This window comes from Avibacterium sp. 21-594 (assembly GCF_026226815.1).
Lineage (GTDB): Bacteria > Pseudomonadota > Gammaproteobacteria > Enterobacterales > Pasteurellaceae > Avibacterium > Avibacterium avium.
The window spans coordinates 631,381-658,250 of sequence record NZ_JAKKOC010000001.1 but is presented as its reverse complement, the minus strand read 5'-3'; the positions used below and the strand labels follow the sequence as shown (position 1 = coordinate 658,250).

The window sequence follows — 26,870 nt, the reverse complement described above, 5'->3', positions numbered from 1 at the left end:
GTTATCTATATTGAGTTTGCTTGAAAAATTCTCATTAGGATCGCTAAAATAGCGTTAATTTGCAAATCATTTTTTTGCTTTTTTTCACTAACTTGCTATTTTTAAGGATATTTTTTATGCAAACATTAAAAGCGGGCGATTTTGCACCGCACTTTTCGTTACTTGATCAAAATGAACAACCTGTTGCGTTGACGGATTTTAGTGGCAAAAAAGTCTTGGTTTATTTTTATCCTAAAGCGCTTACACCAGGTTGCACGACACAAGCTTGCGGATTAAGAGATACGAAAGCTGAGCTTGAAAAGCACAATGTGGTTATTTTAGGGATTAGCCCTGATAGCCCTAAAAAATTAGCCAATTTCGCCGAGAAAAAATCGCTTAATTTCATCTTGCTTTCTGATCCTGATCATCAAGTGGCGGAACAATTTGGCGTATGGGGTGAGAAAAAATTTATGGGAAAAACCTATGACGGCATTCATCGCATCACGTTTTTAATTGATGAACAAGGAAAAATTGAAAAAGTGTTTGATAAATTTAAAACTGGTGAACATCATCAAGTGGTGCTAGATTATTTGCAGCAAGGAAATTAGCTTGAACGAATTAGTTTCCTTTTGTAAAGTGCAGTGAAATTCTTTTGGGTTTTTCTAACGCTATGAATAATAAGGCTTTTTATCGCTAGTTTTGGTGCTGAAAAAAGTTCAGCAAAAACGCTGAAATAATGATAGAATCGCAAGGTTAAATAGTTTCTGTATTGACTATTTATACTTATACCATTTTAATAACAAATTTAACAATAAAGATTAATAACAAATTTAACAATAAAGAGAAGGACACATTATGAGTAATGTAAAAATCACTTTTACCACTACACGCATTTTTGCTCACGATTTAGTTTCTGAGCTTTTAACCATTGGTGCATTATCTGCCGAAGAAACCAAACAAAAAGGTGAAGATAAAGCAGAAGTTGTTGCTGAATTTAGCGATACTGTTGAAGTGCCAGATGTGATCGCAGCATTAGCGGAATCTGGTATCACAGATATTCCTTACACTGTGGGTTAATAAGCCAGTTAATTGTTTAAAAATATAAAAATCCACCCTTTATTTAAGGTGGATTTTTTTATAGGAAAAGTGCGTTTAAAGATAAAAACATTGCGTTTTTTTACCGCACTTTATTTAACACAGGTTAGAGAAAATAAAATTATTTTCCCCAAACTTCCTCAACAATTTCACGAATGAAATTCAGTTTATTCCATTGTTGCTCTTCTGTCAGGATATTGCCTTCTTCCGTTGAAGCAAAGCCACATTGCGGGCTTAAACAAAGTTGGTTGATGTCCACATATTGTGCGGCTTCTTGAATGCGCTTGATGATTTCGTTTTTGTCTTCAAGGTTGCCGTCTTTTGAAGTAACCAAACCTAGCACCACTTGCTGATCTTTAATAAAGCGCAATGGTTTGAAATCGCCCGAACGATCGCTATCGTATTCAAGGAAGAAACCATCAACGTTACAGTGCCCAAATAGGGTTTCTGCCACAGGTTCATAGCCGCCCGATGAGAACCAAGTTGAGCGGAAGTTACCACGGCAAATGTGCATTGTAATGGTCATATCTGCAGGCTTTGCGGCAATAATACGGTTCACCATATACACATAATCTTTCGCGAGTTGCTCTAAATCGAAGCCACGTTCTTGATAAGCTTGACGTTTTTCTTCAGAACATAATTCGCCCCAGCTCGTGTCATCTAATTGCAGGTTACGACAGCCTAGTGCATAGAATTTTTGCATCGCACTAATATAAGCGTCTGCAATATCATCAAGTAATTGTTGATTGTTGTTTTTATAACGCTCAATTGGCTGATAATCCGTTTCACGCACCGTACAAATTAAATGCAACATTGAAGGCGATGGAATGGTGAATTTAACGGGATAATCGCCAGCGATTTGCTGTAAAGAACGGTAATGTTCAAGGAATGGGTGAGTATCCGAGAAACCGATTTTATCAACAATTTTCAACGTTTTAGGACGAACATTATGATGTTTAAATTGAACAGAAAATTTTTCTGCTTCCACCTCTTCCACGCCATCTAACGCACTTAAGAAATCTAAATGCCAAAAGGTACGGCGAAACTCACCATCGGTTACGGCTGGCAAGCCCACTGCTTTTTGGTGAGCCACTAAATTGGCAATTTCTTTATCTTCCACTTGGGTGAGATCCGCACAAGAAATATCCCCACAGCTACATTGCTGACGTGCCTGTTTTAAACTTTCTGGACGTAAAAAACTGCCAACAATATCAAAACGATAGGGCGCTTTATCACGAAGTTGTGCATTAGGAAATAGTTTGCTCATAATCACTCTCTTTTAGTTATATTTAGATAGAAAGCCGTGATTTTAACAAAAAACTCACACATATTCTAAAAAAAACCACCTCACTTTTAAAACCATAATAATTTTTACGATCAGGATCGAAAAACTAAATTGTATTTTCCACAACTGTAAAAAAGTCGCGTAATATCCCAACCAAATTTTTATCGCGCAGAAAAATCGGGGAGAAAATTATGCTTTATATTCAGCGTATCCTGCTCATTTTATTCGCACTATGCTCAGCATTAGCTAAGGCCAATCCGCCAGATTTAATGCTACTTGGCACTTACCACAATCAAAATGTGCAAGGTTGGGTGATGAGCGAAAAGTTAGACGGCATCAGGGGATACTGGGACGGCAAACAGCTGTTTACAAGACAGAATAAAATTCTCACGCCGCCCTCTTATTTCATTAAAGATTTTCCGCCTTTTGCCATTGATGGTGAACTGTTTAGCCAACGCAATGCGTTTGAGCAAATTTCTTCTATTGTGCGTTCGCAAAAAGATAAAGGTTGGGAAAAATTAAAGCTCTATGTGTTTGATGTGCCTAATGCCAAAGGCAATTTATTTGAACGTTTAGCCGTGTTGGAAAATTATTTAACCCAACACCCAAACCAACATATTGAAATTATTAAGCAAATTCCAATTGAACATTATGCTCAAGTGCAAGATTTTTTGCGTGAAGTAGAACAAAAACAAGGGGAGGGCTTGGTGCTGCGTAACCCTAACGCACCTTATGAACACAAACGCAGTCAGCAAATTTTGAAATTAAAGACCGCACTTGATGAAGAATGTGAAGTGATTGCACACCATAAAGGCAAAGGGCAATTTGCTGATAAACTCGGTGCGATTACTTGTAAAAATCAGCGTGGCGAATTTCGTATCGGTTCAGGTTTTAAATTAACGGATAGAGAAAATCCACCGCCAATCGGTTCAATCATAACCTACAAATATCGTGGTCTAACACAAAAAGGGCTGCCAAGATTTGCCACTTATTGGCGGACATCATCAGAAGATTGTTGCGGTAAAAATTATTAATAAAGTGCGGTAAAAAATAAGGCAGATTTTCATCTGCCTTGATAATAAGTTGGTTAAATTGTGAATGAATATCTACTGATTATTATTTCACGCGCGCGCCTGCTTTCGCGCCAGAATCTACATCAAGCAAGAATAAATCTGCGCCGCCCGTGCCTGCGGAAAGGATCATTCCTTCTGACATACCAAATTTCATTTTGCGTGGTGCAAGATTGGCGACCATAATCACCATTCGCCCTTCCAGATCTTCTGGTTTGCTGTAAGCTGCTTTAATGCCTGAGAATACTTGACGCTGTTCCACGCCTAAATCTAGGATAAATTTCAATAATTTATTGCTTTCAGGCACAGCTTCGCACTTCAGCACTTTGGCAACACGCAAGTCTAATTTGGCGAAATCATCAATGGTGATGGTTTCTTCAAAAGGCTCAAAATCTGCCACATTTTGTACCGCACTTTTTTCTGTGCTACTTTGCGGATTAAGTTGAGCATTTTCCGCTTTTGATGCTTCGATCATCTGCTCAATTTGCTTCATATCTAAACGAGAGAACAAGGCTTTAAACGGCGCAATTTTGTGAGCAAGCAACGGTGTTGCAAGGTTATCCCAAGTAATTTCAGTCTGTAAAAAGGCTTCAGCACGTTCGGCTAATTGCGGTAGCACAGGTTTTAAATAGCCCATTAATACACGGAATAGCTCAATACCCATTGAACACACTTGTTGCAATTCTTGCTCACGACCTTCTTCTTTTGCAATCACCCAAGGGGCTTTTTCGTCAATATATTTATTGGCTTTGTCCGTTAATGCCATAATTTCACGAATGGCTTTGCCGAATTCACGGTTTTCATAATAAGCCGCAATGTGATCCGCTTGTGAAGTAAATTCTGCGAATAAAACGGGATCTTGCAAGCTCGCTGCCAATTCGCCATTAAAACGTTTTTGAATAAAGCCTGCATTGCGTGAAGCAAGATTGACCAATTTGTTTACCACATCGGTATTCACTCGCTGTACAAAATCTTCCAAATTGAGATCTAAATCGTCAATGCGGTTGCCTAATTTTGCCGCATAGTAGTAACGTAAATATTCTGGATCAAGGTGTTTTAAATAGGTTGCCGCTTGGATAAATGTACCGCGAGATTTCGACATTTTCTCGCCATTCACCGTAACATAACCGTGTACAAAAATATTATCAGGCTTGCGTAATGCCGCCCCTTCTAACATCGCAGGCCAGAATAATGAGTGGAAGTACATAATATCTTTACCAATAAAATGATAAAGCTCTGCTTGGCTATCTTTATTCCAGAAACTATCAAAATCAATATCGCCTTTACGGTTGCACAGATTTTTGAAAGACGCCATATAACCAATCGGCGCATCAAGCCAAACATAGAAATATTTGTTTTCTGTGCCGGGGATTTTAAAGCCGAAGTAAGGCGCATCACGAGAAATATCCCACTGTTGTAGCCCTGCTTCAAACCATTCTTGCATTTTATTCGCCACTTCTTGTTGCAATGAACCAGAGCGAATCCACGCTTTCAACATTGCTTCAAAACTTGGTAAGTCAAAGAAAAAATGCTCACTTTCTTTCAACACAGGCGTTACCCCCGATACCGTAGAACGCGGATCGATTAATTCCGTTGGGCTGTAAGTGGCAGAACAAACTTCACAGTTATCGCCATATTGATCAGGGGATTTACATTTTGGACAAGTGCCTTTAACAAAGCGATCAGGCAAGAACATTTGCTTTTCAGGATCGAATAATTGCGAAATAGTACGGCTTTTGATAAAACCATTTTCTTTTAATTTATTGTAAATGCTTTCTGCCAGCTCGCGATTTTCTTCGCTATGGGTTGAATAATAATTATCAAAACTAATGTTAAAGCCTTTGAAATCTTCAACGTGTTTTTGTTGCACATCAGCGATTAACTGCTCAGGGGTAATGCCCATTTGATCGGCTTTAAGCATAATTGGTGTACCGTGCGCATCATCAGCACAAACAAAATAAATTTCGTTGCCACGCATACGTTGGAAGCGCACCCAAATATCGGCTTGGATATGCTCAAGCATATGTCCTAAATGGATCGGGCCGTTTGCATAAGGCAATGCGCAAGTGACTAAAATTTTACGAGGTGAATTTGACATTATCTGTTACCTTTATCATCAGAAAAATTGTGCCGAATTTTACCTTATTGGCGGTATTTTTTCCAGTTCAAGGCGGTTTATCTCAATTTATACTTAACAGTACCGCCTTGCCGTGTTTAAATATACCCACAAATTTACTCAACTATTCTCTAACCATTTACTTAACAGCGACTTAACAATAGGAAATAATGATGAGCATTCATTTTTCAGCGAATTTAAGCGAGGCTCAACAAGCCGAAATTCAACAATTATTCCAACAATTTCAACACCCTAGCTTGCAACGTGATTTAATCAGTCTTAATGCGATCAAAAAAGTAGAGCTAGGCGCAAGCGTGTTACGCATTGAAATCACAATGCCTTTTGCGTGGAACAGTGGTTTTGAACAATTAAAAGCAGCGCTAACCAATGCGCTAGAAAAAATCACCCAAGCCACAGAAGTAAAATGGGTGCTGAACTACCAAATCGCCACCTTAAAACGCGCCAATAATCACCCAGCGGTGAAAGGCATCAAAAATATTATTGCAGTAAGTTCAGGCAAAGGCGGTGTGGGCAAATCTACCGTTTCCGTCAATTTAGCCTTAGCCTTACAAGCACAAGGTGCAAAAGTTGGCTTGCTCGATGCGGATATTTATGGCCCGTCTGTCCCCCATATGCTTGGTGTGGCAGATCAGCGCCCAACTTCGCCAGACAACAAACATATTAACCCTATTGAAGTGTATGGATTACGCACCAACTCTATTGGCTATTTAATGGAACCTGATAACGCCACCATTTGGCGTGGCCCAATGGCAAGTAGTGCGCTAAGCCAGCTTTTACAAGAAACCTTATGGGCGAAAGACGGCGTGGAGCTAGATTATTTAGTAATTGATATGCCACCCGGCACAGGCGATATTCAGCTTACGCTCTCACAACAAATCCCTGTAACTGGCGCGATTGTGGTTACCACACCGCAAGATATTGCTTTAATTGACGCGATTAAAGGCATTTCAATGTTCCAGCGTGTTTCTGTCCCTGTGCTTGGCATTGTGGAAAATATGTCTGTGCATATTTGTAGCAACTGCGGCCATCACGAACCTATTTTTGGTACAGGCGGTGCAGAAAAAATGGCGGAAAAATATCAAGTAAAAGTGCTGGCACAACAGCCATTGCATATCCGCTTGCGCGAAGATATGGATAACGGCAAACCAACAGTGGTTTCCGCACCAGACAGCGAAATTGCTCAATCTTTCCTACAACTCGCCGAAAAAGTTGCCAGCGAACTTTATTGGCAAGGCGAAATTATTCCAAGCGAGATTTTATTTAAAGCGGTGGAATAAAAATAACATAAACGAAAAGAGCGGTGGTTTTTCACAGAGTTTTAAGTGGTTAAAAATTTGTGGAAAAGTACCGCTCTTTATTATTTGGTTCTTTATTGTTGGTTAAATGCTTTAATGAATAACGGGTTTCGCTCGTTGAGCGACTTCCTTTCTTTTGCTTACCCAAAAGAGAGTAAGCAAAGAAAAGTCCCCCGATCATCGTCAAATTTCTCTTACTCACAGACTGCGTTATTTTGTCTTGCAGTACTGGCGTACTGTCTTCGACAAAATGCCTTGTCTGTAAGTGAGAAATTTAACGAACCCACTTTTCCTCATTCCAATAAAACTTTCTTGACGAAAAGTAACACCATACTCGCGATGCTGTGTTCAGGCGTTACTTTTCTAAAAATTTTATTTTTATTCGGGCGGTTTGGACGGGGAGTGTGGTTAGATTGAATTTTAAAGGGCGGTGGAAATTTTTAAAATTTTTCGCATTGAGTTTGTATAATCTTTATGCTTAAATAGTGCGTAATTTCTAAATAATCGTATTAAGGTTTAATCGATGTATTCAGGTTTTCTTATCGGCCTGTTGCTTGGCTTTTTGCTACAACGTGGGCAATTCTGTTTTGTGTCTGGCTTTCGGACGCTTTATACGCAAAAAAATATCCGTTTTTTGACCGCACTTTTTATTGCCATATCGATTCAATCTGTGGGATTTTTTACCCTTGCGCAGTTTAATCTCATCACTATTCCTACAAGCCAGTTGCCTATTTTCGCCACACTGTTAGGGGGATTGTTGTTTGGCATTGGAATGAGTTTAGCGAATTGCTGTGGTAGCGGTGCGTGGTTTCGTAGTGCTGAAGGGGCAGTGGGCAGTTATTTGGCGTTGCTGAGTTTTGCCCTTACAATGGCGGCCACGCAATCAGGGATTTTAAAATATCAAATTAATGCCCTGATAGAAAATCCTACTCCGTTGGATAATATTTATCTCACCTTCAATCTTTCCCCTTGGATTTGCGTGATTTTGCTGATTTTTATTACCGCACTTTTGCTTTATTACTATATCAAACACCCACGTTATCAATTTCCGCAAGAGCCTAATGATACGTTGATTTTGCCTAAAATTTTTGCTCGCACTTGGCACCCTTTTCTCACCGCCGTTGCCATTGGGTTGTTAGGTGTTGTGGCGTGGTGGTTGAGTGCGAAAGCAGGGCGAAATTTCGGCTTTGGCATTTCAGTGCCTTCTGCCAATGTGGTGCAATATGTGGTAACAGGGCAGCAGCGTTACTGGAACTGGGGAACGCTTTTTGTGCTAGGCATTCCACTGGGGGCATTGCTTAGCGCTAAATTAGCAGGCGAATTGCATTGGCGTTTTCCTGAGCCGAAAGGCGTGCTACAACGGATTTTGGGTGGTGTCGTAATGGGCATTGGTGCGGCTTTAGCTGGCGGTTGTACCGTAACTAATGCGTTAGTTTCCACCGCATATTTTTCTTGGCAAGGCTGGCTGGCAACTTTGATGATTATGCTGGGTTGTTGGCTAACTTCTGTTGTTATCAAGCCCACAAAATGTGGCGTTTAACTTTAGTCAAAAGGAAATCTTATGAAAATGAAACCCATCTTATTGGCGGTCGCTGTGAGCGTGGCGTTGTCTGCTTGTGATGATCGCACGGTGAAAGTGATTGATACCCCAGAATTGCTCAAGCAGCTTGAGAATCCTGATTTTGTTATTGTGGATACAAGGCAAGACAGTTTATATAACGGTTTCAAAGATAAAAACGCCACAAGGGGCGGACACATCAAAGGGGCAGTGCAATTTAGCTGTGATTGGATTGGCAATATTCAACCTGAAAAATTTGAATCCTTTGCCGCAGGGAAGGGGATTACCAAAGAAAAAAATCTGGTTTTTTATGATAGCAATGCTGACAATTTAGATTGCGTTACCGCCGAGTTCGCCGCAAAAGGTTACAAAGTTCATCGTTTTAGCGATTTTATCAGCTATGCCAATGCGGATTATCCGTTAGAATTCTTTGCGAATTTCCAATATAGCGTTTCGCCACAATGGGTGAATGCAGCATTAAAAGGCGAAAAACCAGAAACCTTAACTAATGACAAGGTAATGCTGTTTGAAGTATCTTGGGGCAGTTTGGAAAATGCTAAATCTTATACACAGCACATTGTGGGTGCTTATCATTTTAATACGGATTGGGTGGAAAACGATCCCGTATGGAATTTGTCTTCCCCTGAAGTGATTGAGCAGAACTTACTAAAAAATGGCATCACAAAAGACAAAACCGTGATTTTATATTCCGACAACCAGCTCGCCGCGTACCGCATTTTCTGGGCATTAAAATGGGCTGGCGTGGAAGATGTTCGCGTGCTAAATGGTAATCTTGGCACTTGGGTGGACGCAGGTTTACCAACGGAAACGCAGGTCAATATTCCGCAGCCTGAACGTCAATTTGGCACAAAAATTCCTGCCAACCCACAAATTGATATTGCTACACCACAGCAGGTTATTGATGCACAAAAACAAGGCTTAAAGCTGATCAGTAACCGAGCGTGGGACGAATACACAGGCAAGATCAGCGGCTATGATTATATCCTCGGTAAAGGTGAACCGCAGGGCGCAATTTGGGGCTTTGCTGGCACGGATTCTTCCAACTTAGCGGATTATTACGATCCCGATAACACCTTACGCAACCCAAATGAAATCTTTGCCTTATGGCAAACGCAAGGCATTCACAAAGGGGATAAATTAGCGTTTTATTGTGGTACAGGCTGGCGTGCGGGCGTTTCTTGGTTTATCACCCAATTGGCAGGTTGGCAAGATACGGCAATTTATGATGGCGGTTGGAATGCGTGGCAAATGGACAGCAAATACCCTGTACAAAAAGGCGCACCCAATAATCAAAGCAAACCAGATAGCCAAAATGATTTCGGCAAAGTGATGAAGAAAGGAAATTCTTGCAAAAGCTAGCCGTGAGAAAATGGAAAATTTGAAATAAAAAATGTGCGAAAAAATCACCGCACTTTTTATATTAACAATAAAAATAGGCTTAATGATTAAGCCTATTTTTTATTCATCAATTATGCTTTACTCAACTCGTCCGCCATCACTTCGGCTTGTTTGAGCATAAACTCAATGGCTTCATCTTTGTTCTCTGGTGGGTATCCATATTTTCTGAGCGTTCTTTTGATCAGCCCACGCATTTTCGCCCGCACGGATTCCTTATACTGCCAATCAATAGTAACGGATTTTTTCAATTTATCGGTGATTTCTTTGGCGAGATTCAGCAATACTTCATCGCCCAAAATTTCCACCGCACTTTGGTTTTGGCTTAAGGCATCGTAAAACGCCAGTTCCGCAGTGCTAAGGCCTAATAAACATTATTGCTCGATAGCAACAAACACTTTGCCTTTCTCTCTATTTTTAGCATAAAATAGTTTCCATTAGTATCAGATGCTTTTGTTTGTTAGTAACGAATAGATTGATAAGGAGTTAGTTTATGTTGTTAAAATCAGAAATTACCCAAGCTATTACAAGCCAGCAACAGCAGCTATTATCGCAGCAGACCTATCCACGAAAAATACTGGAAAAAATCAAAATTCTGCCTAATTTTGCTTTGGTAGTGTCAGGTATTCGTCGTAGTGGAAAAAGCACATTGCTCACTCAACTTATTAAGAAACAAGCAGAAAATAATTATCTTTTTCTCAACTTCGATACCCCTCAATTTTTTAATTTTGAGTTTAGCGATTTTGCCTTACTCGATGAAATCATTGCAGAAAACCCACAGATTCAAACACTCTATTTTGATGAAATCCAAGTGATTGACGGCTGGGAAGTGTATGTGCGAGGCAAACTTGATCAGGGCTATCAAGTGGTGGCAACGGGTTCTAATGCCTCTTTGCTCAGCCGTGAGCTAGGCACAAAACTGACAGGGCGGCACATCAGCAAAGAGCTTTTTCCTTTCTCTTTTGTGGAATTTTGCGAATTTCTTGGCAAAGCAAAAAATGCCGAGGCGGTCTCAGATTATTTGACTCTCGGCGGTTTTCCGCAATATCTGCAATTCAATGAAAATGAGATTTTAAACGCTTTGATTAACGATATTTTATACCGCGATATTATCGTTCGTTTCGGCATTCGTGACGAACGTGCGATGAAGCGTCTGCTACTTTTTTTGGCGGGTAACGTGGGCAATTTAATCAGTGCAAACAAACTCAAACAAAGCCTTGAAGTAAAAAGTACTTCCACCGTACAGGAATATTTTTCGCATTTAGAACAAGCCTATGTGATCCATTTGCTGCCAAAATTTGCTTATTCCTACAAAACCCAGCTCGCTAATCCACGCAAAGTCTATTTTATCGACAATGGTTTACAGCGTGTAATTAGCCCATCTTTCAGCCGAGATCTCGGCAGAAAATTGGAAAATGCCGTATTTTGGGAACTTAGACGACAATTTTCCGAGCTGTATTACTACAATGAAAACAACAAAGAATGCGATTTCGTGGTCTGCCAAAACAGCGCCCCAACACAGCTTATCCAAGTCTGCTGGCAGCTAAGTGCCGAAAATATCGCCCGAGAACGGGACGGCTTAGTTGATGCGATGAATTTCTTTAAATTGGAGCAAGGCGTTATCGTTACCTTTGATCAGGAAGATAAAATGATTGTTGATGGCAAAGTGATTGAGATTGTGCCGTTTTGGAAGGTGTTTGGGGAACAAAATTATGGCTAAAATACATTTATTGAATGAATACAATATCTTGCAAAAGCTAGCCGTGAGAAAATGGAAAAACTGAAATAAAAAATGTGCGAAAAAATCACCGCACTTTTTATATTAACAATAAAAATAGGCTTAATGATTAAGCCTATTTTTTTATCCGTCAATTATGCTCTACTCAACTCGTCCGACACCACTTCCGCTTGTTTAAGGATAAATTCAATGGCTTCTGGCTCGTCGTCAGGGGGATATTTATATTTTTTCAAGGCTCTCTTGATGAGAACACGCATTTTTGCCCGCACAGATTCCTTATACTGCCAATCAATGGTAACGGATTTTTTCAATTTATCGGTGATTTCTTTGGCGAGATTTAGCAACACTTCATCGCCCAAAATTTCCACCGCATTTTGGTTTTGGCTTAAGGCATCGTAAAACGCCAGTTCCGCCGTGCTAAGGCCTAATTCTTGCCCTTTGCTGAGCTGATCTTGTAGTTCTTTTGCAAGTTTTAATAATTCTTTGATCACCTCGATCACGGTTAAATTATGCGCATTATATTGATTCAGTGCTTCTTTGAGTTTTTCTTCAAAGGTTTTTTGCACGGCAATATTGCCGCTGGCTTTGTCGCGAATTTCTCGTTTTAAATAACTTTCAATGGCAGAAGCCCATAAATTTGGCTTGCCACTTTTTTCAACGATACCTAGAAAATTATCGGAAAGAATGGAAATATCAGGGTGTTCTTCACCCATTAATTCAAATAAATCCACCACGCCGTCTGATTGCACCGCTTGGTTGAGCAGGCGGACGAGCTTGATTTGCTTTTCTTTTGGTGAACTTGGCGAACCTTGCTGATTTGCCGTTTTGATGATGGTGGCACGCACCGCATCAAAGAACGCAATTTCTTGCTCATAATGCTGGGCTTTAGGCATTGAACGGCAAAGGGCAAGGCCTTTTTTGGCTAAGGAAACCGCCTCTAAAAAGGCTTTTTTACGCGGTGTTTTGACTTTTTTAGCAAAATCTTGCGAAATTTCCCCCGCACTTTGTGGATCATCGGGGTTCTTTTCTTGATGATCTAATTTCAGAATATGATTTGCAGCATCCCCAATGGCTTCGAGTAATTGCTTCGGATTTCGCTCTTGCAAGGCGTGGGGTAAATCAAAAATCTTGCCCTCAACAGGCGTAGCAAATTGGCCACGGATAATGTCCAGATATTCCAACATTTTTTGAAACACCTGATTAATATCGATTGTTACCTCACCACTGCCACCTGCGTTGGTATATTCTTCCGAGGCGGCTTTGAGTTCGTCTCTCAAGCCTACATAATCCACAATCAGTCCGCCATTTTCACGGCTTTTATTGCGGAACACACGGTTTACCCGCGCAATTGCCTGCATTAAATTATGCCCTTGCATTGGCTTGTCGATATACATTGTATTACACACAGGCGCGTCAAACCCCGTTAGCCACATATCACGCACGATCACGATTTTGAGCGGATCATCAGGATCTTTAAAGCGTTTTTCTAAGATTTTATGTTCAGGCTTAGAATAACTATGGGCTTGCATACTTTCAGAATCTGAAGCACTGCTCGTCATTATCACCTTAATCGCCCCTTGATTTACATCATCGCTATGCCAATCTGGGTGAAGTTTGACAATTTCATCATAGAGCTTCACGCAAATTCGGCGGCTCATCGCCACCACCATCGCCTTGCTTTCAATTAGCTCGTTGCGTTTTTCAAAGTGCTGTACTATATCTTCCGCTAAGGCTTTAATCCGCGAATCACTGCCCATTAACTGCTCACGCACACGGAACGCATAGCTATTTTCGTCATCATCAAGTATTGTTTGCGCTTCTTCCACCGCTAGCCCAAAGTCCTCGCTTTCATTTAGACGAATTTGACGCGGTTCATAGGAAATCGGCACAGTCGCACCATCATTCACCGCATTTTGAATGTCATAAATAGAAATATATTTGCCGAACACATCTTGCGTATCACGATCTTCAAGGCTGATTGGTGTGCCAGTAAAGCCGATAAAACTTGCATTGGGTAGGGCAGTGCGCAGATATTTCGCATAGCCCTCGCGGTATGCCCCTTGCGCATTCACTTTTTGGTGAAAACCATATTGCGAGCGGTGCGCTTCATCGCTAATCACAATAATATTGTGCCTTGTATTCAGCACAGGGAATTGGCTTTCTGTTTCATTTAAGCCGAATTTCTGAATGGTGGTAAAAATAATCCCACCGCTTTCCCGTTTTGCCAATTCCATACGCAAGGCTTCGCGATCTTCCACTTGAATTGGTGTTTGGCGAATAATATCCTGATCTTGACTAAATGTGGCGAAAAGCTGACCGTCTAAATCATTGCGATCCGTTACCACCACAATGGTGGGATTTTTCAATTCAGGCTGGCTGATCAGTTTGCCAGCATAAAACAACATAGAAAGGGATTTGCCCGAACCCTGCGTATGCCACACCACGCCAATTTTACGGCTATCGCTTAACTGCGCGCCAATGGTGGCTTCCACCGCTGCATTCACGCCATAAAATTGGTGATAGGCGGCAATTTTTTTCACCGTGCGCCCTTTGTTATCACTTTCAAACACCACAAAATTATGCACATAATCGAGCAAGGTTTGCGGAGAAAACAGCCCTTTCAACAAGCCTTCAAGTTCATATTCGAATTTCACACGCTGGCTTTTTTGGCTTTCATCAACCACACGCCACGGTAAAAAACGCTGAAAATCAGCCGTGAGCGACCCCACCCGCGCCATTGTGCCATCTGAAATCACCATTAGCTGATTAAATACAAAAAGATCGTCAATTTCGTGCTTATAAGTTTGTAATTGATTAAAGGCGCGATCCAAATCCGCATTCACCTTAAAGGGATTTTTTAGCTCAAAAATCACCAAGGGCAAACCGTTCACAAAGCACAAAATATCGGGAATCCGCTTGCCTTTATTGCCCTGAATATCAAACTGATTGATCACATAAAAAAGATTATTTTCAGGCTGTTTAAAATCCACCAACAGCGCCACATCGTGCTTTTCCTGATCGTTTTGCTGGTAACGCACCTTTACCCCTTGCTTTAACAGCTGGTAAAACTGCTTATTGCGTTCTTCCACCGGCAAAATATCGCTTTTGCACACCAACTGCACCACATCAAGCAAGGTTTCCTCGGGTAAGTGCGGGTTAATTTTGCGCAAACTTTGCAATAAATGGGGTTTCAGCACCACTTCTTTCAGGCTATCCCGCCAAGGATAAACCAGCTCAGCCAACACCTCCTTGCCGTAGGCATATTGCCAACCAAGGGATTTCAACTGTTCAATGGCGAGATTTTCAATGGTGGATTCGTTTATTCGCATTGGGGATTCCTTTTGTTGTTTGTTAATCTCCCCTAACCCCTCTTTACAAAAGAGGGGGATTAGTTAGTGGGAGAATAATTTATTTCTGAAAAAATTAATTATTTTTGACCGCTCTTTTTTTGTTAATTGTTACCAAAATCTATTTATTCCTGCGTAGGGGCGAACCTATGTGTTCGCCCGTGTTTATTTTCCCATTTGTTGTTTAGGGAATATTGTTTCGGGCAGACACATAGGTCTGCCCCTACGGGTAAGAGCGGTCGAAAATTCATTATTTTTCATCGCTCTTTCTTATGTTTATAAATTTCTTGAAATAGTATTGAATTAGCTTTTTTTGCTGCACCATATATATCTGGGAAAAGTGTTTCCATTTTTATTCCAATAAAATCTAAATAATCTATGATGTTTTTTTGAAGATTTTCAGCTATTAAATATTTTCTAGATAGAGTAATATCTCCTTTTATCAATCTAGGTATGACATTATGCATTACAAATAGCCCCTGTTGTGCAGTTAATCTTCCTATAGGATCTGCTATAGGTTCAAAAACGCCATTTATAAAATCTTTATCAGGGCATAACCGCTCATAATTAAGGCAGAATACAGATCTATAAGGTGTCTCATTTCTATCTTCTTCAAAGGCAAAAAACAGCCCTACAAAGATTGACCAGCTCCAGTCTAATAATGGAGTTTTTAGTCCTATGTGTTGTCCTAATGCCCAAAGTTCACGTTGCTCACTTTCTCGGCCAGTCTTATGAAGTATAAATTGTTCGTTTGTTCGCCCTCTAGCAAATTTCTTAAAATTCTTAAAATGGTTGCTTATTAATTTAGGGGTTAATTCTTTGGCTTCTCTTTCTAAAGAACTTATAGGCTTCCAATGGCAATCTTTTTGTCCACGAAAAATAAAATTTCCATTTTCTCTTTCTATTTTAGTTTCTTTAATTAGCCATTCTAATTGTTCCCAAGTTTCGATCTTTAAGCATTGGAATGGACTTTGATAATCATCATTATAGATTTCTAATATATAATCTTGTTCTAAAATACCTTTATTTATATCAGCTTCTTTTATTTCGTCTAAATTTTTAATTTTTCCTGTCATAACTCAATCTCCCCACTCAAAAGTTTAGGCAATAACTCATCTCTTGTATCACTTAAAGATATGTTTTCTTTTTTATTTGATAAAATTTTGTCAAACACAGGTTGTACTTTTTTATGAAAAAATTCTATTAAATTATTATTAGGTGTTAATAATGTTATATTTGAAAATGCAGTGGTGTTTAAGTTCAGTGTGGCACTTCCACCACTAGCTAAATCTTTCAGTTTCTTGTTCATAGTATCTTGTGAAAAGTAAAGGTATAAATATTCTGTAAATATTTCTGAATTTGGAACGATACTATTAATTTGTTGATTAGTCTGAGAACGTTCACTTGTAATTGAAACTAGACCAACAGTAGCTATGCAACTAATGCAAATACTACCTTTCTCAATAAATTTAGTTTTTTGATTATTTGCACCTAATAAACTTAAATTATCCGTTGTTTTTATAATAAAGGTATTATTATGCATATCAGGAATTTTGATAAATGGAATGTCATTACCATAAAATTCTTCTTTCTTTTTAGAAGGTGTTTTTCCACAAATAATTTTTCCCATATCTTTAACTTGCTTCACCTCCCACCCCTTCGGCACTTCCCCCATTTCGGTTTCCACAAATTCGCTTGGGAAAGCGGCGGCGGTTTGTTGTAGCTGGTGGTAGGCGGTGGGATCTTGGGTTTTAAGTGCGGTGATTTTTTCCACAGTTTTTCCGCTTAAGCACGCCATTGCTGCCAGTTCGGCTTGTTCGGTGGTTTCGCCGCGTGCCAAGGCGTTGGCTTTGGCGTGTACAGGGGCGAAGTCGATAAACCAGTGTTTAAAAATCCCTTGTGCGATTTGCTCTAGGGTTTGGTTGGTTTGGGTGTTTAGCTTAATTTTTTTAGATAGAGAATCCCCTATTGTTGCAATTTTTTCTTGAATTTCTAGTGGTGGAATATCGACAGTAATTTTTAATAATTCTGTTTGTTTTATTCCTTGTACTGTTGAACCTGATGCTCGCTTAAATAACTCTTGTTGTCCTTTTAGGGAGGAAAGCCATATCTCTAAATATTTTGGTACTACTTTTTCTTTATTGACTCGTAATCCAAAGACTCTTTGACCTAAAATATATTTTTGATCATTATCTATATAATATGTTTCACCAAGTGGGGCTTCTGAAGTAAGTATAATATCTTCTTTTTTTACTTCTTCCTTCATCCATTTTTTATACATCTCATTATTACCATATCTAAGGTTATCTAGATTAACTAAATCTCCATTTTTAATATGTTTTGCTGAAAGAACTGGATAGCCTTTACTAAAGAAGTCATCAAATCCCATTTTCTTAGGTGTCTTTCCTCTATGATCAATGACAAGGGTTAATAATTCAGATAATTCAACTTTTGCCCAATCACTCATTTTTACGCTCCCAGTATTAATAAATTTTTGCGAATTTCTGACTCCAACTCTCGCCCCTGTTCAAATTGTTGATTTAAAAGTGCGGTCAGTTTTTGCATTTTTTCGGCGAAAGGAATGCCGTCATCTTGTTGTTCTGCCGTGCCGACATAACGCCCTGGAGTGAGAACAAAATCATTATTGGCGATTTCCTCAAGGCTGGCGGAGTAGCAGAAGCCCGCTTGGTTTTCATAGCCGTTGTTTTGCTGCCAAGCGTGGTAGGTGTTGGCGATGTGGGCGATGTCCTCAGGGGTGAAATCGCGCAGGGTGCGATCTTTCATATAGCCGATTTCTCGTGCGTCAATAAACAGCACTTCTTTTTTGTGCGCTTTGTTTTTGTTTAAAAACCAAATGCAGGCAGGGATTTGCACATTGGTAAAGAGCTGGCTTGGCAGGGCGACCATCGCCTCCACCAAATCTGCTTCAATTAGGCGTTGGCGGATTTCGCCCTCACCACTTGATTGGCTGCTCATTGAGCCGTTTGCTAGTACAATACCCATTCGACCTTGTGGCGCAAGTTGGTTGAGCATATGCTGAATCCACGCAAAGTTGGCGTTGCCTGTTGGCGGCACGCCGTATGCCCAGCGTGGATCGCCTTGTAGGGATTCGTCCCACCAATCTTTCACGTTAAAAGGGGGATTTGCCATCACAAAATCCATTTTTTTATCAATGTGCAGTGGCTTGACTAAGCTATCCTCTGGACGCTTCCCAAAATCAAATTCGATCCCACGGATTGCCATATTCATTGCCGCCAGTTTCCAAGTGGTAGGGTTATATTCTTGCCCGAAAATAGACACTTGGTTAATGGTGCCTTGGTGTGCGCGGATAAATTTTTCCGTTTGCACAAAAAAACCGCCCGATCCCATTGCTGGATCGTAAATGCGGCCTTGATAGGGTTCAAGCATTTCAACAATGAGAGTTACAATAGATTTTGGGGTGAAATATTCACCGCCCTTTTTCCCTTCGGCGGCGGCAAATTCACCTAGGAAGTATTCATAAACGTGGCCAAGAATATCTTTTGCTGCCATTGAAATGGGCTGGCCGTTGTAAGTGGGCTGACTGAAATCGGTATCAGAAAAGGTGGAAATTAAGCCGATGAGGGTTTTGTCGCTCACATCAAAGCCTGAAATGCGTTGAATCACACCTTTGAGTTTGTCATTTTTTTCTTCAATGGTGATAAAGGCGTTATCAAGCAGATTTGCTACGCTACGAAAAGTGCCGCCCCAAGGCAACGGCGCACCTTTGCTTAAGGTGGCATTGTTGCGAATATTTTCCCAACGAGCTTGCGGTGGCACCCAGAAGATGTTTTCTGCCGCATAGTTATCTTTATCTTCCATTTCTTCATTAAGGACGGCTTGATATTCTTCAGGGGAATATTCTTTCGGATCAATATAAAGTGAGCTTTGTGGATCTTGCAGTTGAGCGAGAAGTTTTGGACGATAGCTGGTAAAGCTATCAGAAATATATTTTAAGAAAATTAAGCCAAGGACGATGTGTTTATAATTGGCGGCATCAATTTGATTACGCAGCTTATCTGCTGACTTCCAAAGTTTGGCATCTAAATCATTTAAAAACGCTTGCTGTTGCGCAAGGCTGGCACTAGAATCTTGATTGATTGATTGATTGATTGATTGATTGATTGATTGATTGATTGATTGATTGATTGATTGGGTCATTTTTTCGCCTTTTTTCTCTTTATTTCAAATCATTAAAACCGCTAAATTATATCAAAAAATGCCTAATTTTAAACCGCACTTTGCCTTTTATTTTGTGAAAAATAGAAGGTAAAGTGCGGTGAGATTTTGGCGAAAAATCTAAACTTTTAATGATCTTAATCAAGTTTTTTGCTAGAATGACACAGAATTTTAACTCCAACATTTTATTCAGAAGGAAAAAATTATGGCTTATACATTACCAGAATTAGGTTACGCTTATGATGCGTTAGAACCGCATTTTGATGCGCAAACAATGGAAATTCACTATACAAAACATCACCAAGCTTATGTAAACAATGCCAATGCGATTTTAGAAACATTGCCGCAATTTGCAGAGCTTTGCCCAGGTGAATTGATCACTAAATTAGCGGAAGTGCCAGCGGACAAGCGTACAGGTTTACGCAACAACGCAGGCGGCCACGTAAATCATAGTTTATTTTGGAAAAGCTTGAAAAAAGGCACAACCTTACAAGGTGCGTTAAAAGATGCAATTATCCGTGATTTCGGTTCTGTGGAAGCATTCCAAGCAGAATTTGAGAAAGCAGCAGCAACTCGTTTCGGTTCAGGCTGGGCGTGGTTAGTGTTAAACAACGGTAAATTAGAAGTGGTTTCCACCGCAAACCAAGACAGCCCATTAATGGGTAAAGAAATCGCAGGTTGCGAAGGCTACCCAATTTTCGGTTTAGATGTTTGGGAACATGCGTATTACTTAAAATTCCAAAACCGCCGTCCAGACTACATTAAAGAATTCTGGAACGTGGTGAACTGGGATTACGCCGCAGAGCGTTTCGAGAAAAAAATCAATCTGTAATTGTTAAAAATAATCTAAGGCTTGGGTTTCCAAGCCTTTTTTATTTTTTGTATGTGGCGAAGACATAGGGGTGTCCATATTCATTTATCGGGGCGTATGCAATACGCCCCTGCGCTGTGGAAAATTTGAAAAATGGGCGTAGGGGCAGACCTGTGCGTCTGCCCGAATAATAAAACGTAGGATAGGCTTCAGCCCATCGCTTGACTCAATTTTTTCGGTCGGTGGGCTGAAGCCCACACTACATTCTAAATAGGGGAGGTGGGCGAACACATAGGTTCGCCCCTTGTATATTAAAATTAATATAAAATAGCAACAAAACCCCGTTATCTGCATCTCGAGTCCGCCCCAGGCAACAAACCGAGTTGTAGCAATGAGAGCAGATAACATTTCACCAAAAAACCGAACAGTTGCCAGACTTAAACCCGAATGCAAGGCAGGTTAATGATGAATGAACAAACTTATTGTGGTATTGATGTTGCTAAACGTCATTTCGTCATTGGGCTTTCTAACCAAAAACGAACAAAGACCGAAACCAACAACCCGAAAGGGATTGCGCATACCATTGAGTATTTACGTCGTTTCAGTGTGGACTTAATTGTCCTTGAAAGCACCGGTGGGCTTGAACTTCCATTAGCTAAAGCACTCCACCGCGCAGGCTTTCGTGTGGTGATTGCCAACCCGCGACAAACCAATCAGTTTGCGATGTCGCAGTCACTAGCAAAAACCGACAATAAAGACGCCAAAATGTTGGCTTTTTACGCCCAGATGCTCGCAATGCGTGATAATGTAGCGCAACAGCTTTACATACCACCGACTCCCGAGCAAGAACAGCTTGAAGCCCTTGTTTCACGCCGTAATCAGCTTGTTGAAATGCGTTCCGCGGAGAAAAACCGCCTTGAACAAGTCCATTCCACACAACGACTCAGTGTTGAGCAGCATATCGACTATCTCTGTCTGCGTATTGATGAGCTGGATAGTGAAATCGAACAGCATCTCAAACATTTTGACGATACAATAAAAAAGTTTAAAGACATCAAAGGGTTAGGCACACAAACGATAGCCGTTTTGATGTCAATGTTGCCTGAGTTAGGTCAATATACACATAAACAAATTGCTTCGCTTGTTGGCGTTGCGCCACATCCGAAAGAAAGCGGTGACACCAAATGGAAAAGCCGCTGTTCAGGTGGTCGCAAAGCCGTGCGAAATGCACTGTATATGGCCACATTTGTTTGCGTGCGTTTTGAGCCTAAACTCAAACAATTTTACGAACGTTTACGCGCTAATGGTAAGGCGTTCAAAGTGGCGATTAACGCCTGTATGCGTAAGCTTCTAACCATTTTAAATGCGATTGTCCGCGATGGCTCGCAATGGGACGCTCACGCGCTTTAATTAACGAATTTGTATTTTTGCTTTTTAGCGGAATACAGTTGCTACGTTCTAAAGGGGGGAGGCGGGCGAACACATAGGTTCGCCCCTACGCAAATTATCAAACCATATTCACAAAAAGTGTGGTGGTTTTTGACGTTATTTTTGTGAACGTTGTTTGCGGCGTTTTATTCTTCTTACCCAACGGGTGATACGCCACGCTCTGGCGATAGAAAAAACATAAATGAAAAATAACAGAATAAAGCCGACAAACATTATCCATTCATTGATGTAATAAACTTCGCCTAAAATACCAAAACCTGCGCATAGCGCGGCGATAAAGGTGATTAATAAAAAGGCTTGGCGTGAGCTTAGCCCTGCGCGCACCATTAAATGGTGAATATGCAACCTGTCTGGGCGGAATGGACTTTTGCCTTTGCGTAAGCGGCGGTAAATAATGGCGATCATATCAATCACAGGAATGGCGATAATCCATAGTGCGGTGATTGGGTTCATTGGGTGGCCTTTGCCTTGCGTGCTAAGTAGCAAGATCCAAATAATGGTAAAGCCGATCAGCGTGCTGCCTGCATCGCCCATAAACACTTTAAATCTTGCGCCAAAAGGAATACCAAGATTGAGCATTAAATAAGGCAAAATAGCGATGATTAGGGCGAAGCTCCAATAGGCGAGATCCATTTGGTTATCCATTACCAGCAAGATGCCAATCGCACCAAAAGCCACGCTGGATAAGCCACCGAGCAAGCCGTCTATGCCATCTATCATATTGAACGCGTTGATCACAGCGATGGTGGCGAATACGGTGATCATCAAGCCGATTGAGCCGAGCGTTAATTGGAACGGGCCTAAAATTTGTCCAAGATGATCGAGATAAATATTGCCCATATCGATCATTAAAATGGCGAGAAAGGCTTGGATTCCTGCGCGAATGAATGGGCTGATGTCAAAGCGATCGTCTAAAATACCAATGGCTAACAGCACAAAAATGCTGAAAAGATAGAGCGCAGGCAGCCGCATTTGATCCCATTCTAAAAAATAGAACACGCAGTTACCGATAAATAGCGAAATGCCCCCAATCAGGGGGATTGCCCCTTTGTGGCGTTTGCGGTAATTTGGTTTATCCACTAAACCGATTTTTTGCGCAATCGGACGCATTGCAAATAAAGAGAGCAGTGCGCCGAGAAATGTGAGCAGAAAACTCAACAACATAATGAATAATTTCAGTAAAAAATGAGTGGCGAAAGCATACCATAAAGGCAAAAGTGCGCATAAATATTTTTATAAATTTTTAGGGGCTGCTGATAATTTTACAGTACAATAGCCCACAATTTTACTCAATTTCTCTCTTAAACAAGATAAAGGACAAACAATGAACCATTCAGAAAATTTCTTTTCCCAAGCGCAGAAAGTGATCCCTGGTGGGGTGAACTCCCCTGTTCGTGCGTTTAATGGGGTTGGCGGCACGCCAGTGTTTATTGATCGCGCTGAGGGCGCTTATATTTTTGATGCCGACGGCAAGCAGTACATTGATTATGTGGGATCTTGGGGCCCGATGATTTTAGGCCACAACCACCCAGCCATTTTAAGTGCGGTGTTAAAAACCGCAGAAAAAGGCTTGAGCTTTGGTGCGCCTACGCCGTTAGAAATTGACTTGGCAAAGCTGGTTTGTCAGCTTGTGCCTTCGATCGAAATGGTACGAATGGTGAGTTCGGGAACAGAGGCCACAATGTCGGCCATTCGTTTGGCGCGCGGTTATACCAAACGAGATAAAATCATCAAGTTTGAAGGCTGCTATCACGGCCATTCTGATAGTTTACTGGTGAAAGCGGGATCTGGCGCGCTAACCCTTGGTCAGCCAAGTTCCCCTGGTGTGCCAGCAGATTTTGCTAAACACACCTTAACTTGCGAATACAACAATATTGATTCTGTTAAGCAAGCCTTTGAGCAATACCCTGATGACACCGCTTGTGTGATTATTGAGCCAGTGGCAGGCAATATGAATTGTATTCCACCAAAAGCAGGCTTTTTACAACAACTGCGTGAACTTTGTGATCAATATGGCGCATTGTTAATTATTGACGAAGTGATGACAGGCTTTCGCGTGGCATTAGGCGGTGCGCAGCAATATTATGGCGTAACCCCTGATTTAACCACCCTTGGTAAAGTGATCGGTGGCGGAATGCCTGTGGGCGCATTTGGTGGTAAAAAAGAAATTATGCAATATATCGCGCCAACTGGTCCAGTTTATCAAGCGGGAACGCTTTCAGGCAACCCAATCGCAATGGCGGCAGGGCTGGCTTGTTTAACCGAGCTGAAAAAAGCCGGCAATGAACAGCGTCTGGCTGAGCAAACGGAAAAATTAGCCCTTGGCTTAAAAGCACTTGCCGATAAACACGGCATTCCATTTGTGGTGAATTATGTGGGCGGAATGTTTGGTATTTTCTTCACCGATCAGCCTGAAGTCAGCACTTATCAGCAAGTGATGAAATGTGATGCGGAAAAATTCAAACAGTTTTTCCATAAAATGCTTGAACAAAGTGTGTATCTTGCGCCATCTGCTTATGAGGCGGGATTTATGTCTTTAGCGCATAGCGATGAAGATATTGAACGCACCTTGCAAGCCGCCGATAAGGCTTTCGCTGCAATGCAAACGGAGTAACGAAATATAGTAAGACGCATAGGGAGGAAAATGGAAAACGCGAACAAACAATATCAGCTGGCTTTGCTCAAAGTGCATAGCACCGCGGTGTTATTTGGTTTAACTGGCGTGCTAGGCGTGCTTATTGAAAGCAGCGCAGGCGTGTTGGTGCTAGGGCGTGTTTTTATCGCTGTGATGGCGCTCTCCCTATTCTTCCTGTATAAGAAAACGCCCTTAACCAAACTTTCCACACAAGGCATTTTGTTACAATTTGTGTTGGGGAGTTTGCTTACCGCCCATTGGGTTACCTTTTATATTGCGGTTAAAGTGGGCGGCGTGGCAGTGGGAACGCTCGGCTTTGCTAGTTTTCCTGCCTTTGTGTGCTTATTTGAAATGCTGATTTTCAAAGTGCGGTTGAAATTGCGCGAGTTTTTCTTATTACTCGCCATCACGCTTGGTTTAATCCTTGTTACGCCTGCTTTTGAATTTGGCAACCAATCCACACAAGGCCTGTTATGGGGCATTTTTTCAGGCGCAATTTACGGCTTGCTTGCGGTGCTAAACCGCAAAAATCGCGGCATACTTTCAGGCAGCCAAGCCAGCTGGTGGCAATATTTAGTGGGCGTTATCGTGCTTTTACCGTTCTATGCTAACGAATTACCGAACGTATCATTGCAAGATTGGTTTTGGATCGCCTGCATTGGCTTGCTCTGCACCAGCCTTGCGTACACCCTGTTTGTTTCCAGCCTTGATGTACTCAGCGCCAGAACCGCCGCAATGATCATTTCCCTTGAACCCGTTTACGCCATTTTAATCGCTTGGCTGTGGCTCAATGAAGTCCCAACACTCACAATGCTACTCGGCGGCGCAATCATCATCACCGCCGTAGCCTTAGAAAATTTACGCAAGTAGAGAATGAAAATTGGTGAGAAAATCACCGCGCTTTTGAAAGTGCGGTATTTTTATGAATTTTAGAATAGAGCTGAATACGAGCCTAAAACTTGCTTTTTTAGGTGGATTTTGATAAATTTTTAAGCGTGAGAGCAGAATGATTGTTTTCACTTCCTTGAGGTGCTTCGCTGCCTTAACGCGAACCTTAAAAGTGGTGCTTCGCTGCCTTAATGCGAACCTTAAAAGTGGTGCTTCGCTGCCTTAATGCGAGATTTAAAGAATAACAAAAGAGAGTATTATACTCTCTTTTGTTGTATATGGAGAGTAGATTAAGTGGAAAAGAAAAGGTTAGATCTTTATTACGTAGATGGAGATTATATTAAATATTTGAAATCTTTTGATAATAATGTTCAGCATAATTATGACAATAATAAAAATAAAAAACCTTATGTTGGTGTTGTATTAGATATGAATGGAAAATATTATTTTGCACCGCTAACCTCTCCTAAAGATAAACATTTAAAATTAAGAGATTCAGATCCTACAACATTTAAAATAAAGCATAATAGTAAATTTATAGGTTCTGTACTACTGAACAATATGATTCCTGTAAAGAAAGAGTTTATATCTAGGATAAATATTAATTTAGTTCAAGACAAAGTGTATCAAACGTTATTGAGAAAGGATTATCAAGTTATATCAAATAATCGTGATAAGATTGAAAATAAAGCAAAAGTTCTTTATAAAAATGTTATTGAACGAAATAATCCTTACTTTTCAAAGGTATCTTGTGATTTTAAAAAGCTAGAAATTGCTTGTGATAATTATTTGAAAAGATAATAAAATAATCAAATGGACTAAAATATAAAAAGGACAGTTTAAAAAATGACAGAAAATGTATTGCATAGAAAACATACAATACATTTTCGGAAGAAATATTTATAAAAAATCACCGCACTTTAGGCTTCATTTTGTGGTTCTAATGAAGTAGGGGATTTGCGGTATTTATCCACCCATAATAAGAAATTGGCGTAAATCGTTCCAGCCACTGAGTGCCATACGCACGCCACGGCACAAACCACCGCTGATTCTGGAATAGTTGGGAAGAACTTCATACTTAATCCTGTAGCTAAACCTGCGTTTTGCACGCCCACTTCCAAGGAAATAGTTTTCTTTTTCGCTAAGCTCATTCCAAATAATTTGCCTGAAGAATAGCCAAGGGCGTAGCCGATAAGGTTATGTACCACGATACAAAGCAAAATCATTAAGCCTGATTGTAAGAAATAATCCCCATAAATGGCGACCACACCGCCCACAATAAAGGCAAAGTTAATCACTGCCACGCCCGGCATTAACGCTTTGATGTCTTGGAACCATTGCTTGCGCTGTAAAGTGATGTTTAAAATTGATCCCACCGCCACAGGCAACACGGTCACTAAAAGCATAAATTTAAACATTGCCCAGCCGTTCATTTCCACGCTTTGACCTACCAAATAATTTAGCAATAATGGCGTCATTACTGGCGCGAGCAAGGTTGAAACGGTGGTCATTCCCACTGAAAATGCTACATCGCCTTTGCATAGGAACGTCATAATGTTAGATGCCACACCACCAGGGCAAGAGCCAACTAAAACTAAACCAAGGGTGAGCGCTGGGGAAAGATCAAAACTTTTTGCAATAGCAATCGCCACAAAAGGCATTACGGTATATTGAACAATCGTACCAATAAGAATATCCAGTGGGCGTTGCGCTAACACTTGGTAATCTTTTTTACCCAAGGTCATTCCCATTGAAAGCATAATAATGCTGATGATGAACACTTGCGTATCGCCTTTTACCCAAGTGAATAATTCAGGTTTATAAAAGGTGATTAACGCCAGCACAATAATAAAAAGTGCGGTGAATTTTGCTAATAAAAAACTGAGTTTTTTCAGAAATTGCATCGTTATGTGTTTCCTTTGATAAAAATAAAATAAAGTGCGAATTGTACGGCTAAACTCGTTTAAAAT

Annotated in this window: 20 protein-coding genes and 1 pseudogene; 12 read left to right on the top strand and 9 right to left on the bottom strand. The window is 40.7% G+C overall.

Going from position 1 to position 26,870, the window contains the following annotated elements; translation table 11 throughout:
- Positions 1–116 precede the first annotated feature (116 nt).
- On the top strand, positions 117–587 hold the full coding sequence (gene bcp / locus L5B76_RS03025; RefSeq protein ID WP_265754173.1) for a thioredoxin-dependent thiol peroxidase: 471 nt from the start codon (positions 117–119) through the stop codon (positions 585–587).
- Between the two features lie 247 nt (positions 588–834).
- Positions 835–1,056, top strand: a complete 222-nt coding sequence (locus L5B76_RS03020) for a hypothetical protein (protein WP_115249980.1) — start codon at positions 835–837, stop codon at positions 1,054–1,056.
- A gap of 139 nt (positions 1,057–1,195) precedes the next feature.
- Here L5B76_RS03020 and L5B76_RS03015 read toward each other — a convergent pair whose 3' ends face one another.
- On the bottom strand, positions 1,196–2,341 hold the full coding sequence (locus tag L5B76_RS03015) for a 5-methyltetrahydropteroyltriglutamate--homocysteine S-methyltransferase (protein ID WP_265754172.1): 1,146 nt from the start codon (positions 2,339–2,341) through the stop codon (positions 1,196–1,198).
- 209 nt (positions 2,342–2,550) lie between these two features.
- On the opposite strand from L5B76_RS03015, the gene L5B76_RS03010 reads away from it, so the two are divergent.
- Complete coding sequence (locus L5B76_RS03010) at positions 2,551–3,393, top strand: DNA ligase (protein WP_265754171.1); 843 nt, start codon at positions 2,551–2,553, stop codon at positions 3,391–3,393.
- A gap of 82 nt (positions 3,394–3,475) precedes the next feature.
- Here L5B76_RS03010 and metG read toward each other — a convergent pair whose 3' ends face one another.
- Positions 3,476–5,527, bottom strand: a complete 2,052-nt coding sequence (gene metG / locus L5B76_RS03005) for a methionine--tRNA ligase (RefSeq protein WP_265754170.1) — start codon at positions 5,525–5,527, stop codon at positions 3,476–3,478.
- A gap of 191 nt (positions 5,528–5,718) precedes the next feature.
- On the opposite strand from metG, the gene apbC reads away from it, so the two are divergent.
- The 3 genes from apbC (at position 5,719) to L5B76_RS02990 (ending at position 9,799) form a co-directional block, all read left to right on the top strand.
- Complete coding sequence (gene apbC / locus L5B76_RS03000; protein WP_265755514.1) at positions 5,719–6,843, top strand: iron-sulfur cluster carrier protein ApbC; 1,125 nt, start codon at positions 5,719–5,721, stop codon at positions 6,841–6,843.
- Between the two features lie 541 nt (positions 6,844–7,384).
- Entirely contained in the window at positions 7,385–8,401 is a 1,017-nt protein-coding gene (locus tag L5B76_RS02995) for a YeeE/YedE family protein (protein WP_265754169.1), read from the top strand.
- A gap of 21 nt (positions 8,402–8,422) precedes the next feature.
- The gene (locus L5B76_RS02990) at positions 8,423–9,799 is read left to right on the top strand and encodes a rhodanese-like domain-containing protein (protein ID WP_265754168.1); all 1,377 of its coding nucleotides are present in this window, start codon (positions 8,423–8,425) and stop codon (positions 9,797–9,799) included.
- A 110-nt stretch (positions 9,800–9,909) separates the two neighbouring features.
- Here the strand turns inward: L5B76_RS02990 and L5B76_RS02985 are convergent.
- Positions 9,910–10,203, bottom strand: a pseudogene (locus L5B76_RS02985) (type I restriction enzyme endonuclease domain-containing protein); the annotation flags it as partial.
- A gap of 125 nt (positions 10,204–10,328) precedes the next feature.
- On the opposite strand from L5B76_RS02985, the gene L5B76_RS02980 reads away from it, so the two are divergent.
- Complete coding sequence (locus L5B76_RS02980; protein WP_265754167.1) at positions 10,329–11,555, top strand: ATP-binding protein; 1,227 nt, start codon at positions 10,329–10,331, stop codon at positions 11,553–11,555.
- Positions 11,556–11,707: 152 nt separating this feature from the next.
- Here L5B76_RS02980 and L5B76_RS02975 read toward each other — a convergent pair whose 3' ends face one another.
- The 4 genes from L5B76_RS02975 to L5B76_RS02960 form a co-directional block, all read right to left on the bottom strand.
- Positions 11,708–14,902, bottom strand: coding sequence for a type I restriction endonuclease subunit R (locus tag L5B76_RS02975; protein WP_265754166.1), 3,195 nt, complete (start codon positions 14,900–14,902; stop codon positions 11,708–11,710).
- A gap of 275 nt (positions 14,903–15,177) precedes the next feature.
- The gene (locus tag L5B76_RS02970) at positions 15,178–15,996 is read right to left on the bottom strand and encodes an FRG domain-containing protein (protein ID WP_265754165.1); all 819 of its coding nucleotides are present in this window, start codon (positions 15,994–15,996) and stop codon (positions 15,178–15,180) included.
- Entirely contained in the window at positions 15,993–17,387 is a 1,395-nt protein-coding gene (locus L5B76_RS02965; protein ID WP_265754164.1) for a restriction endonuclease subunit S, read from the bottom strand. Before L5B76_RS02965 ends, L5B76_RS02970 begins: the two co-directional genes overlap by 4 nt.
- Positions 17,388–17,389: 2 nt before the next feature.
- Positions 17,390–19,099 (bottom strand): class I SAM-dependent DNA methyltransferase, encoded by a 1,710-nt coding sequence (locus L5B76_RS02960; protein WP_265754163.1) that lies wholly within the window; start codon positions 19,097–19,099, stop codon positions 17,390–17,392.
- Positions 19,100–19,322: 223 nt separating this feature from the next.
- Between L5B76_RS02960 and sodA the strand changes: the two genes are divergently transcribed.
- Both sodA and L5B76_RS02950 read left to right on the top strand, forming a co-directional pair.
- A complete protein-coding gene (gene sodA / locus L5B76_RS02955) occupies positions 19,323–19,949 on the top strand; it encodes a superoxide dismutase [Mn] (protein WP_115249971.1) in 627 nt (208 codons plus the stop codon).
- Positions 19,950–20,390: 441 nt separating this feature from the next.
- Positions 20,391–21,338, top strand: a complete 948-nt coding sequence (locus tag L5B76_RS02950; protein WP_265753833.1) for a transposase — start codon at positions 20,391–20,393, stop codon at positions 21,336–21,338.
- A 135-nt stretch (positions 21,339–21,473) separates the two neighbouring features.
- Here the strand turns inward: L5B76_RS02950 and wecA are convergent, their stop codons facing one another.
- On the bottom strand, positions 21,474–22,541 hold the full coding sequence (wecA, locus tag L5B76_RS02945; protein ID WP_265754162.1) for a UDP-N-acetylglucosamine--undecaprenyl-phosphate N-acetylglucosaminephosphotransferase: 1,068 nt from the start codon (positions 22,539–22,541) through the stop codon (positions 21,474–21,476).
- Positions 22,542–22,701: 160 nt separating this feature from the next.
- On the opposite strand from wecA, the gene hemL reads away from it, so the two are divergent.
- The 3 genes from hemL to L5B76_RS02930 all read left to right on the top strand — a co-directional run bounded on the left by hemL (position 22,702) and on the right by L5B76_RS02930 (position 25,701).
- On the top strand, positions 22,702–23,991 hold the full coding sequence (hemL, locus tag L5B76_RS02940) for a glutamate-1-semialdehyde 2,1-aminomutase (RefSeq protein ID WP_265754161.1): 1,290 nt from the start codon (positions 22,702–22,704) through the stop codon (positions 23,989–23,991).
- A gap of 30 nt (positions 23,992–24,021) precedes the next feature.
- Entirely contained in the window at positions 24,022–24,882 is an 861-nt protein-coding gene (locus L5B76_RS02935; protein WP_265754160.1) for a DMT family transporter, read from the top strand.
- 312 nt (positions 24,883–25,194) lie between these two features.
- A complete protein-coding gene (locus L5B76_RS02930) occupies positions 25,195–25,701 on the top strand; it encodes a type III toxin-antitoxin system ToxN/AbiQ family toxin (RefSeq protein WP_115249968.1) in 507 nt (168 codons plus the stop codon).
- Between the two features lie 119 nt (positions 25,702–25,820).
- Here L5B76_RS02930 and L5B76_RS02925 read toward each other — a convergent pair whose 3' ends face one another.
- Positions 25,821–26,804: a bile acid:sodium symporter family protein gene (locus tag L5B76_RS02925; RefSeq protein WP_265754159.1), complete on the bottom strand. Its 984-nt coding sequence runs from the start codon at positions 26,802–26,804 to the stop codon at positions 25,821–25,823.
- Positions 26,805–26,870: the final 66 nt, after the last annotated feature.